This is a genomic window from Candidatus Solincola tengchongensis (assembly GCF_015711935.1).
GTDB classification, from domain to species: Bacteria; Actinomycetota; Geothermincolia; order Geothermincolales; family RBG-13-55-18; genus Solincola_A; species Solincola_A tengchongensis.
The window spans coordinates 1-12,043 of the sequence record NZ_JACVJJ010000076.1 but is presented as its reverse complement, the minus strand read 5'-3'; the positions used below and the strand labels follow the sequence as shown (position 1 = coordinate 12,043).

The window sequence follows — 12,043 nt, the reverse complement described above, 5'->3', positions numbered from 1 at the left end:
GGACTGCATGTGCCAGGTGATCGAGCTCCGGGAGAACGGGGAGCTTCCCACCTTCCTCTCCAAGAGGAGGAACGCACACCAAAAGGAAGCTCAATTGGCCATGGCCTCCCTCAGAAAGGAGGTGAGAAAGGACCCGGAGGCCTGGCTTAAAAAGCGCATGCCCCTTCTTGAGACAAGGAGCGGAGACCCCTGGGTGAAGGACGTCCTCAAGGCGCTTGCGGGACATGAGAGGATAGCGTGTTGAGGTTTTGTCGGGATGGGGTGCCTACTTTTTGTAGACAGCAACGGGGATGGAGATCCTGGTTGCGCGGGCGGATTACGGGTATATAAATATATATTCCGCTTCCTTCGATATGAAGGGACGGGGAGCGTCACGACCGGCCGTTTCAAGACAGGGGTGAGAAACGACATGGAGGGGACCGAGGCCAAGCCCAAAAAGGGGAGCGAGGCCCTCTGTCTGGAGGGTGGAGGGGGCCTTCCCTTCATCGTCAGCGAGGTGCCCCGCAAGTCGCTGATCATCAAGGAGGGCGAGTACTTCCTCTATACCTACGAGAACGGCGACATGACCCACGGCAACCGGGCCGGTCTGGGCCTCTATTACCGCGACACCCGTTTCCTCTCCACGCTGGAGACCCGCCTGGAGGGCACCCGCCCCCTCTTCCTCTCCTCCTCCCTGGAGAGGGGCTATATGGCCAACATCCACCTCTCCAACCCGGACATCCTGGAGGAGGACAGGACGGTCATACCCCAGGACGTCATCAGCATCAGGCGAAGCCGGCTGATAAAGGACGGCCTTGTGGAGAGGATCTACATTAGAAACTACCATTCCGCCCCCGTGCATGTGAGGCTGAGCATCAGCATGGCATCGGACTTCGCGGACATCTTCGAGGTGCGGGGTATGCGCCGCCCCAAGCGCGGAAGGGTGCACAGGCCGCGGGTCAAGGAGAGCGAGGTCATCCTCTCCTATACCGGCACGGACGGCCTGCGCCGCTCCACCCGCATAGTATTTTCCCGCCCACCGGCCGAGATACGGGGGGGCAGGGCCGGCGTTGAGGCCGTCTTCCCCTTCCTCCTCACCACCGACGAGGTGGACTACATCGACCTCCACGTCATACCGCTCGAGGAAGGGGAGGAGAAAAAACCCGCCAAGTACCTTGAAGCCCGCCGTGAACTGCGCCGCTCTTACGAGGAGTGGATGGAGCCAGCCACACGCATCGACACCGCCAACAACGTCTTCAACCTGGTCATCCAGCGCAGCCTGCGCGACCTCAGGGCCCTGCACACCCGCACCCCTTACGGGGAGATCCTGGTGGGCGGCGTGCCCTGGTATTCCACTCCCTTCGGGAGGGACGCACTCATCGCCTGTTACATGACGCTCATGGTCAAACCGGAGCTGGCCCGGCAGAGCCTTGCCTTCCTGGCCTCCTTTCAGGGGAGCAAGGTTGACGACTGGAGGGACGAGGAGCCGGGGAAGATACTCCACGAGATTCGCCGCGGCGAGATGGCCCGCATGGACGAGATACCCCACACCCCTTACTACGGCACCGTGGACGCCACGCCCCTCTTCCTCATTCTCATGAGCGAGTACCTGAAATGGACGGCGGACATGGAGACCTTCCGCCGCCTGGAGGAGAACGTGAACCAGGCCCTCCGCTGGATAGACGAGTACGGGGATCAGGACGGCGATGGTCTGGTGGAATATGCCAGGCGCAGCCCGCTGGGGCTCGCCAACCAGTACTGGAAGGACTCCGGGGACTCCATCCTCCTTCCCGGCGGCCGCCTGCCCTGCATGCCGGTGGCCACCGTGGAGACGCAGGGGTACGTCTATTACGCCAAGCGGCGCCTGGGAGAGCTCTACCTTGACCTCGGGTACAGGGAGCGTGGCGAGCGCCTGCTGGCGGAGGCGGAGGAGGTCCGGCGCAAGGTGGAGGAGCTCTTCTGGGACGAGGAGCTTGGCTTCTACGTCCTGGCCCTGGACGGCGAGAAGAACCCGGTGCGGGTAGTTTCCTCGAACGCGGGACAACTCCTATTCACCGGGCTACCGTCACCGGAGCGGGCCCGAAAGGTCATCGAGCGGCTCATGGAGGGCGACATGTTCTCCGGTTGGGGGATACGCACCTTGAGCGAGAAATCCTACTACTACAACCCCATGAGTTACCACAACGGCAGCATCTGGCCTCACGACAACGCCCTCATCCTGCGGGGTATGAAGCGATACGGCGCGGACGAGGCATGTCTAAGGCTAGTGGAGGGGCTTTCAACGGCCTGCCTGCGCATGGAGAACCTGCGCCTTCCCGAGCTTTTCTGTGGCTTCCGGCGCACCCTTTACGACGAGCCGGTGCCTTATCCGGTGGCCTGCAGCCCCCAGGCCTGGTCGTCGGGCAGCGTCTTCCTGGTCCTCCAGTCGCTGCTGGGCATCACCCCGGATGCCCCGCGCGGGGTCCTGTACGTCAACAAGCCGTGCCTGCCTCCCTGGCTGGAGTCGGTGAGGATAAACGGCCTGCGTGTCGGGACTTCCCGCCTCGGGTTGCTCTTCCGCCACGAGGAAGGCGCTACCGTCTTCAGCGTCACGGAAAAGCAGGGGGACATCCGAGTGGTCATCGAGGAATGACCTTTATCCCGGCTTTTTTGGACCCGGCGCAGCGGCGCCTTTTCGCCTGTGTACCAGAAAATACCAGGAGAAGAAGGCGCCCAGGAAGGCCAGCGCCGCCAGGGGGACCGCCCATGCCGCAGGGTTTTCTCCGCCGCTGGAGTCCGCATCCTCTTCAGCGCTGAGCCCTTCCGCTTCCTCTCCCGTACCGTCCTCCCCGGGAGCTCCTTCCTCAGCGGCATCGCCCTGGCCCTCGCCTGCCGCGGCTTCCATGGTCTCCGCCCCCGTTTCCCCGCCTACAGACCCTCCATTCGAGGCTCCGCTTCCGCCGGTCGAAGGGGCTGCCGTCACCCCTCCTACGGATGACCCAGTCCCGGCCCGATACACGGCCACCGGATAGGGCTTCCGGGCCAAAGCGCAGACGGCGTAGGCCGTGGTCCACAGGGGGTTGACGTCCCGTCCCTGCATCCACACGAAATGGCCGTCGGGGGCCTGCATGGAGAGGATGAAGCTCCAGGGTGTGTTCCCACCCTTAGACCACGCCGGGCCCGCCGGGTCCTGCCCCGCGGCCACCAGAGCCTGCACGCACCAAGCAGTGGCCGAGACATCGGATGACGAGGACTGGAAGGCGAAACCCCCGTCGGCGTTCTGTATGGAGCGGAGGTAGGAAAGAGCGGAGGCGATGGAGGGGTCGCCGGCGTCAACGCCTGCGGCGCGCAGGGCCATTATGGAAGCCGCGGTCATGTCCGGGTTGCTCGCCCCACCCGGGTTGTTGCCCCAACCGCCGTCCCCGTTTTGGGCCATCTTATGCCACTGTACGGCTCCCGACGGCACTGGGATCCCCGCCGCCTTGTAGGCCAGCATGCCGAAAGCGTTGGAGTTGACCGCGTCACCGATGTTCCCGCCCGACCTCTGGAAGGACCTCACCCTGGCCACCAGGTCCACTCCCCCGAAGTCGTAGGGGTTCCCTCCTCCCGCCACCACGGCCAGCAGGGTCCTCTCATAATCGGTGACGCTCCTCCAGTTGGCGGACTGGGTAGCCAGGAAATCCAGGGGGGAACGCCCCTGCGACCTGACCGAAGCGGGGTCCATCCCTGCCGCGGCGAGGGCCATGACGCACCAGGCGGTGGTGACGTCCTGGCCGGTATCGCCGCGCCCCGGCTCGCAGAACCCTCCGTCCGGGGTCTGCCGGCCCCGTATGTAGGCCAGGGCCTCGCCGGTCCCCGCCCGGGCCGGATACGACCCGGGCAGTACAACCAGGAAGAGCGCGGTCGCCAGGATCACCGCCGGCGCTTTCCGTTTCAAGGAGATCACCTCCGCATGTCCCATCTCACTCGGGTGCTCTATTCCACTCGCGTTTTCTCGACGTCTATCCACATCGTGACCTCTTCTCCTCGCTCCGCCTCACCGAGATACACGAAGTCGAAGCGTTCACGGTAACGGCGCAGCATCTCGGCCATCGGTCTCCACAGAGCGAGGGTAAAGAGCAGGTTCCCGGCCGCGTGCAGGAGATCGAACCAGAAACTGGTAGCGCATGTAGCAAGGTAGGAAGCCCAGTTCAAGGGATAGACGAAGGAGAGCCAGAACCACAGGTTCATTATCCACCCGAACAAGAACCCCCACGCGGTGACCAGCATGGCGGCCGCGGGAAGCAGTCGCCTTTCCCGCCGCAAGGCGGCCAGCAAGCCTCCGCTGGCACCGGCCAATCCCCAGGCGATCATCTGCCACGGCGTCCAGGGCCCGTGACCGAGGAAGATGTTGCTCAGAAGGGCGATGATGGCTCCCACCAGAAATCCGGACTCGGCTCCCAGGGCGTAACCCGCAAGGACGGCAAGGAAAGTGGCCGGCTGCACGCCCGGAACGGCGGCGAAGAACACCCTCCCCGCCGCGCCCACCGCGGCAAGGGCCCCTACCACCGCCACCTCCCGGGCCCCGTAATCCCCCTCCTCGAAGCGCAGGAAGAGCAGGGTCAGGAGGAGGAGGGCTAAGAGTAGGGAGTTCAAAGACCAGCGGTCGAATGGGGTCACTCCCTTCAGGCCCAAAAAGACGAGCGCCGGCATGGAGGCCAGGAGGAAACCTCGCAGCATCCGCAGGTTCCGCCATTCTCTCACCCCTCGCCCTGCCGGCATCTTCTCTTTCACGCCTTCCCGGCCCGAACCTCTCATCGCCAAACTCCCGGTCGCCGCCTCATTAGGGCAGCCGATGCCCTCCGCAGCCACGGGGGACGCGATTGGTACTCGCCTTGCAGCTTCCGCACATGAGAACGCCTCACGCTCCCGCCTCCCCCCTCTTCCTCTCCCCATTCGAAGCCGACTTTTTCCGCAGATCCCGGAGTACGGCCACCGCCTCCTCCTCGCGGATGAGGCCCGGGTAGAGGTCGTTGAGCAACCGGTTCACCTGGGGAGCGAAGAAGAGTGAGTCGCTGAGTATCTCGGGAGCGGGGCCGTTCACGATGACCTTCCCGTCCCCCAGGATAGCCACCTCGTCCGCCAATGCGGCGGCGAACTCCACGTCATGGGTCACCGCCGCCACCGTGCAACCCCCGTCACCGTAATCTCCAAGTATTTCCATAATCTCCCATTTGCTTCCATAGTCCAGGCCACGAGTCGGCTCGTCCAGTATGAGGAGCTCGGGCACCGGCGGGAGGAGGGAGGAGGCCAGGACCAGCTTTTCCTTCTGCCCGCTGCTCAGGTCGCGCGGGTCCCGCTCCCCCAGTCCCTCAAGGCCGAAACGGAGCAGCTGCTCCTCCACCCGCTTCTCCGCGTCACTGCCGCGGTAGCCGCGGAGCCTGAGGGTGCGCAGCATCTCCTCCCGCACCGTACGGGACAGGAAATAAGTGTTGGGGTTCTGGGGGCAATAGGCCACACGCGAGGCCAGGCCGGGCAGCCTTTCCCGGCTGGGGCTCTCCCCCAGGAGGAGCACCTTGCCGCGGGTGGGCGGCAGGAGCCCCAGGAGGCAGCGCAGGAGGGTGCTCTTCCCGGCCCCGTTCTCCCCCATGACCACCAAGTTCGCGCCTTTTTCCAGGCGCAGGTCCACGCCCCGCAGGGCCTCCGTCCCCGCCGGGTAGAGGTACCAGAGTTCCTTGGCCTCCGCCAGCGCCTCCCCGGTGCGGCGCCGCTCCCGTCCTCCGGTATACTCCGTTTCCTTCCGCGAACCTGCTCCCCCGCCCGCGGCCTCGGAGAGCATGCGCCTGGCCTGGTTCACGGTCAGGGGTATCTCCTCCCATCCCGCACGGGCGAAGGCCCTGGAGATGGGCGGGAGGAAGGACCCCTCGCGCGAGCCCCACCAGCGCGCCGCCTGGGAAGGAGTTCCGTCGAAGCGCACGCTCCCCTCCTCCAGGTGGACCACCCGCGTGGCGTAATGGAAACACCGCTCCAGGCGGTGCTCGGACATGATCACCGTGGTCCCCGTCTCTTCGTGGATGCGCCGCACCATGGTCAGCAGCTCCTCGGCGCTCAGGGGATCAAGCTGGGAGGTGGGCTCGTCCAGCACCAGTACCTCCGGGTGCAGGGCCAGTATGGAGGCCAGGACGACCTTCTGCGCCTCTCCTCCGGAGAGCTCGGGCAGGAAGGACCGCCGCAGGCGCGAAAGGCCCATCCCGGCCAGCATCTCCTCCACCCGCTTGGCGATGACCGGAGCCGGTAGGCCGGCATTCTCCAGCCCGAAGGCCACCTCCTTCTCCACCGTGGTGCTCACCAGCTGGTCCTCCGGGTCCTGGAAGACCATACCAACCCGGTTGGAGAGCAGGCGGGGGCCGGCGGCCACCACGTCCAGCCCGCACACGGAAGCCCTTCCCCTGAGGCAGCCGCCGTGGAAGTGCGGGACCAGTCCGTTGAGAAGGCGCATGAGGGTGGTCTTGCCACATCCGGTGGGCCCGGTGAGGAGCACGAATTCTCCCTTTTCCACCCTGAGGCTCAATTCCTTCAAGGCAGGTTTCTCCCCCCGCGGGTACCAGTAAGTCAGATTCGAGATCTCAACCAGGGCCATCTTTTCCATAACCTTCCAATCAGCGCCAGGACGGCGAAGAGGGCAGCCAAGAACACCGTCCCCCATGAGTTCAACTCCGCCAGCGGGTTGCCGAGGGTGGGGAAATAGCGGTATCCGCCTCTCAGGGAGGAGGCCAGCGCCGCAGCGAGCATCCCACAGGAGGCGACGATAAAGGCGATGTCGCCGCCTCGCAGGCGTCGGCGCCGGCGGGTGGCCTTCCCGCTCCCGAACCCCCGCGCGCTCATGGCCTCGGCGATTCCCGCGGCGCGGTCCAGCGAACCCCGGAAAAGGGCCATCCAGAAAGGTAAGTGGGCCCTAGCCCTCTCCCACCGGCTCCCGCCCTTGAGCGTCTCCCCCCTGGCCAGCTGGACCTCCATCATCTCCCGGGCCTCCACCACCAGCCCCGGATAGAGGCGCACGGCGAGGGCGGCGGCGAGGGAGGAGCGCAGGGAGACGGCGGAAAGGATGTTCAGAAGGTCGTCGGGGTTCACGGTGGTGCTGAGCAGCGCGAAGACGGTGACCACCAGCAGAAGGCGGAAACCGGAGACCGCGCCGTAGGCCAGCGCCTCAAGGGTGATGTCCAGCCGGCCGAGGGCAGGAAGCCGGGGCCCGTAGACCAGGACGTGCCCTCCCTGGCGGTTCACCAGGGGGTTGATGAGGGTGAAGAGAAGGGCCATGAGCAGGCCCAGGCGGATGAACGGGCGGCATTCCTTCCTGGCCTGCGCCAAGAGCAGTAGGGAAAGGACCCCCGCGCCGGCCACGGCGAGCTGCAGCGGGTTCTGGAGCACCAGGATGGAGACCACCAGAGAGGTATAAAGGGCCAGCGCCGCCAGGGGGTGCAGTCGATGGACCAGGGTCTCCTTGCGCCTGTAAACGGGGAGCACCTCACCTCACCTCCCCGGGCACGGCGAACGCCGCCGACCCCGCCGGGGCCGCGATGGCGGTCACCGGCCTTCCACCTTCCGCGGCCAGTTCCTGAAGGGCCTCCACGGCGGCGTCGAGACCCTCCCGGTCCAACCCACATACCAGTAACGCGGAACGCCCGTCGCCCAGGCGTGGGCCCGTGCCCTCGATGAGACCGGCTTTCCCGGAGAGGACCTCGGCCACTCCTCCCCGCGGCCCGGCAAGCTTCAACTCCGCCCCATCGAAATAAGCGTAAAGACCCAGGCGGGAAGCGTTGGAAAAGGCCCTGCGGAGGTAGCCGTTATCTTCCATTTCCTTCCATATACCAACCACCACCGCGTATTCGTCCTCACGTGGAGCCCAATCCTCTTCCAGGAGACGTTTATCGCAGGAAATACCGCGCTCTTCCAGCATGGCCGCCACCTCACCGGCCTCTTCCGCGGCACCCGGGGTGTGTAGCACGGCCACGCCCTCCGCAGACCGCCCCCCGTAACCGCTGCGCAAGGCCTGGAAGAAACAGCCGGCCAGGAAGGGGGTGAACATTGAGTAGTCCCAGGAATGGTAGTCGAAGACCAGCCAATCGCCGTCCCGCAGCGTGTAATCGTCGGCCCCCACATCGGCCATGTGCCCGTTGACGTAGAAGAACCAGTCCACCTTCTCCCCGTCTCCCAGTCCGGACTGGTAACCGGAACGCAAGCCGTCGATCCCCTGCACGAAACCGCCCCCGTAGGCCGTCTCCACCTCCGCCGCCTCGAGGAGGGCATCCATGGCGGTGCTTCCTTCCCTGACCCGCACCCTTTGCTCCTTGAGGACCGTCACTCCGAAATCGCGGGTGATGGTAACCCGCGCCTCCACTTCCCGGCCGGAGCGGTTCCAGGGCATGAAAGCACAGCCGCGAACCAGAAAGAAAGCGGCGAAGAGGGCTGCAACCGCTACCGAGGCTAGCAACCAGGCCCTGCCCCTGCCGGGAGTCTCGTCGCCTTTCACGGATCTCCTTCTACCGTACATCCTTCAGCTTGTGTTTGGTTGAAAACATTAGACCTGCCTGTCAATGTCCAGGCTGCGGGAGTCCTGGATCGAGTGCAGGCGGTAAGCCTCCGCTTGCCCGGGACTAGCCCGTCCCGACCTCCCATCCCGGCTGGGAAAAGACTATTAGTATCGGCCTGCATACGGTCAACCTTCCCACTGCGCATAGCCGCGCATTTTCCGCCGGCAGATCCCGTGATGGGATCTTCGAGGCTCTTCAAGCCGCCTGTCGATCCAATATATGAATACCTACGCTCCCTCTTTCCACCGCCGGGATCGTCCCGGCCCAAGGGGGTTTTTCAGAGAATGTCGCCGCAGTTATTCAGGACTTTTTTTTCTTCGGTGGCCGAGGGTGGCGACCCGCGCAATTCTCCACGACCAACCGGCCTGCTCCGGGACGAACATCCGGTAATCCGCCTCATCGCAAGGGCTCGGGCAGGGAGAGATCTCCCCCTGCCCATCAGGTGGTCGACCGCAAGAAGCCTCGATGGTAAATCCTTCCACCTGTGGCCTTTTATCGCTCCGACATCGCCTCCTCTTCGCCCATATCTACGGCCCCTACCCGGCGCGAGTACTCCACCGTATCCGGCGGGCGGAAGGCCAGTCTATCCACTACCGCGGCCTGGCGATCATGATCGGCGAACCTGAACCCGATCAGTATATCTGCGAGAGAACCGCCCCCGCGGTGCAGTGGCCGCCGGTCCAGCCGCGGGAGGCGAAGCCCTGGTAGTCGAAATACATGGCCCGCTCCACCACCACGCCACGGTCGGAATACAGCGCATAGGCGCGTTCCACGCCCTCGTCGCTGTGCAGGGCTACCGTACGGCGCCTTCCCGCTTCCACCACCAAGTCGAAGGGTTCACCGCCGCCGAACAGGGGTACCCCCACCACCTGGGCATCCTCTTTGCCCGGGTTGGAGATGCAGATGTACTGGTCGAAATTGGAGTCCGTGTATCCCTCCGCCAGGCACCAGAAATTGCCGAGAAGCCGCGCACCGAGCACGCATGAACCTCCACTCCACTTGCCGGCGTAGTCGAAGTACACCGGGCGCTCGGCCAGGATGGGCAGGCTGGAGCTCACCTCGATGCCCAGCTCCTTTCCGGCGCCCGCCTCCTGGTTCACGTTCAGGGTGCGGCGGGAATAGGCATCCAGTGTATATGGCTTGGTGACTGGGTCCTCGCCGTTGTAGAGGTAGGTGACCTCGACCAACGCTTCCCCATCGTTCATATTGGCCAGGGTGAGATACTCCTCGAACCCCTCGCCGGTGTACCCCTCGGCGAAGTACCATTTCTTTGACGGGGCGTCGGCGCCCACCACGCAGTGGCCACCTGTCCAGTTGCGGCCGGACGTGCCATGGTAGTCGAAGTACATGGGTCGTTCGGCCACCAGGGGCTTGTCGGAGACCACCTTCACGGAGACCTCCATGCCCTCCCCCGCGTCGCCGTTAACGTAAACCGTGCTCCTCGTTCCCGCAGGGACCTCGAAGGCCCTGGTCTCCGGGGGCCGGTCCCCGTTGAAGACGTAAGTCAGGTTCACCCAGGCATCATCGTCAGGCGTCGTTCCGGGATTGGCCAGGCATAGGAACTCGTCGAACCCGTCGCCGGTGTAGCCCTCGGCGAAGTACCAGTCGAACTCCGTGGGGACGTATTCCTGGTAGGCGTAGAGCCTGCCGTCGGCGGTGGTGTACACAACGCCGTCGACAACCACCGGATCCCCGCCTCCCTTCGCGGTCACGTACCAAAGCTCGCTTCCCGTCAGGGGATCCAGAGCTGCCAGCCCCTTGTTGTGCGCCCAGGCCGCTGTGTCGAAGCTCCCCGCGTAGAGGTAACCGGTGTCCGGCGAGAGCGAGCAGTTACCGTTGTATGCTCCCCAGTTGGGGTTGTCCCATATGAGGCTCCCCGTGGTCATGTCGTAGGCGTAGAAGTGATTCCCGCCCACGGAGTAGTCGTTGCCGCAGAAATACACCGTCTCGCTGTTCTCGTCCACCAGTGCGGTTCCGGAGGAGCCCCACACGTCGGCGCTCCAGAGCAGGGAGGCGGAATCCCCCTTGTCCTCCAGGCAATAGAACTTGCTCTGCGGCCCCCCGTAGGCGAAATCGCTGAAGAAGAGCGTCCTCTGATGCACGGCTATGCCCGCGGCCACGTCGTAGGTGGTCTTGTACTCCCATTTCTTGACCGGGGTCGTTCCGGACACGTCGATGCAGTGCACCTTGCCGTTCACGGGAGAATTGAAAGCGGTATGCTGGGGGAGGTAGAGGCGGTCATTCGCGTCGTCCACGCCGGGGGTGCCGATGGCCGAGGTGTTGGAGTCCAGGTAATACCTCCAGAGGATGGTCCCGTTTTCCGCGTCCAGGCCCACATAGGCCCCGTAGATATAATCCCCGACCACCACCACCTTTGTCCCCTGGGAGTTGGTGTACATCACCGGGTCGGTGATGATGATCGAACTTCCCAAGGTTCCACCCGGAGGGGTGATGGGCCCGTACCACTTCTTTCTTCCGTCGGCCGCATCCAAGCAGAACATGTATTCCCCGCAGCCTATGTACACCTTGCCGGAATCCACCAAGGGGCGGGCCTTGGAGCCCTTGCCACCGGCCCATGGAAGCGGCCGTTCCCAGATGAGCTGCCCGTTGCTGGCGTTCAGGGCCACGATCTTGCTCTCCGCCCCCGGAGGCGTCCAGGGATCCTCCCCGGCAAAGAGATAGGCAACACCGTTAACTATGGTGGGGGCGGTGCCGTCCTTTACATCGTAGTCCGCGCTCTCGAAGAGAAGGGCGCCGGGTTGGGCGTTCGCCTTATCAATTCGCAAACCGACCTTCGAGGTAACGAGGAAAGAGAGACTGAAGAGGAGCAGGAAGACCGCGGCGGCAATGCCGGTTATGATCCTTGACGGCGAAAAACGTTCCCGTTTCCCACCGCGAAATGCCGGCCTCCATCTCGATTTTGCCTCTGTTCCGCCAGAGCTGGTATACATTTCCACCTCCATCGTCGACTCCATCCGGAACTTTTCAAGTGAGCGGCGCATCCGACATCGCGCTCTCCTTGCGGCGCTTACTCACTTTCACTTCGTGCTCGTTAAACACTGTGCTCCCTCCATCCGCCACGGATAAAAAATCTCCTCTCTCGCTTCGAGAGAGGAGATGGCACTTCCGTCAGATCTCTCTAAGGCGGAGAGCTCACTGACCCATGCCGGGCAGGTCTTCTGACTTCCGGATCTTCGCTCCGCCCCCCCTTCCCGGCTTTCGGCCAGTGGGATTCCTGGGGCTTCGCTCCCCGGTCACAGCGGCGCTACCGTGTCGGATTCTCACCGACTTCCCTTTTAATCTCGCGAACCCGGCCGGCGTGTTATATGATTGTCAACAATCTACGGACCAATATTAGCATCGTCGTCAACCTTTAAGCAAACTTTCGAGGTCCATCCAGCTCGAATATCAGCCCGACCATCCTCTTCTTTATCTCTTCTACCCCCTTCTCTTCTGCGTCCTGACTTAGCATGATTTGCTCAGCAAGAGAGATCTCCCATTTCTTCCTCGTGTTT

At 64.0% G+C, this 12,043-nt stretch carries 8 protein-coding genes and 1 riboswitch; of the genes, 2 read left to right on the top strand and 6 right to left on the bottom strand.

The window, feature by feature from the left end; genetic code table 11:
• The coding region (locus H7007_RS06445) for a hypothetical protein (protein ID WP_287154034.1) at nucleotides 1-244 on the top strand (244 nt) is incomplete at its 5' end.
• Between the two features lie 165 nt (nucleotides 245-409).
• Nucleotides 410-2,611: an amylo-alpha-1,6-glucosidase gene (locus H7007_RS06440; protein ID WP_287154032.1), complete on the top strand. Its 2,202-nt coding sequence runs from the start codon at nucleotides 410-412 to the stop codon at nucleotides 2,609-2,611.
• A gap of 3 nt (nucleotides 2,612-2,614) precedes the next feature.
• Here H7007_RS06440 and H7007_RS06435 read toward each other — a convergent pair whose 3' ends face one another.
• The 6 genes from H7007_RS06435 to H7007_RS06410 form a co-directional block, all read right to left on the bottom strand.
• A complete protein-coding gene (locus H7007_RS06435; protein ID WP_287154030.1) occupies nucleotides 2,615-3,895 on the bottom strand; it encodes a prenyltransferase/squalene oxidase repeat-containing protein in 1,281 nt (426 codons plus the stop codon).
• Nucleotides 3,896-3,933: 38 nt separating this feature from the next.
• Nucleotides 3,934-4,677: an ECF transporter S component gene (locus H7007_RS06430; protein ID WP_287154029.1), complete on the bottom strand. Its 744-nt coding sequence runs from the start codon at nucleotides 4,675-4,677 to the stop codon at nucleotides 3,934-3,936.
• A gap of 181 nt (nucleotides 4,678-4,858) precedes the next feature.
• Nucleotides 4,859-6,517, bottom strand: a complete 1,659-nt coding sequence (locus H7007_RS06425; protein WP_287154027.1) for an ABC transporter ATP-binding protein — start codon at nucleotides 6,515-6,517, stop codon at nucleotides 4,859-4,861.
• 32 nt (nucleotides 6,518-6,549) lie between these two features.
• A complete protein-coding gene (locus tag H7007_RS06420) occupies nucleotides 6,550-7,461 on the bottom strand; it encodes an energy-coupling factor transporter transmembrane component T family protein (RefSeq protein ID WP_287154025.1) in 912 nt (303 codons plus the stop codon).
• 1 nt (nucleotide 7,462) lies between these two features.
• Nucleotides 7,463-8,467, bottom strand: coding sequence for a DUF4430 domain-containing protein (locus tag H7007_RS06415; protein WP_287154024.1), 1,005 nt, complete (start codon nucleotides 8,465-8,467; stop codon nucleotides 7,463-7,465).
• A 693-nt stretch (nucleotides 8,468-9,160) separates the two neighbouring features.
• Nucleotides 9,161-11,314 (bottom strand): outer membrane protein assembly factor BamB family protein, encoded by a 2,154-nt coding sequence (locus tag H7007_RS06410; protein ID WP_287154022.1) that lies wholly within the window; start codon nucleotides 11,312-11,314, stop codon nucleotides 9,161-9,163.
• Between the two features lie 366 nt (nucleotides 11,315-11,680).
• Nucleotides 11,681-11,857: riboswitch (cobalamin riboswitch) on the bottom strand.
• Nucleotides 11,858-12,043: the final 186 nt, after the last annotated feature.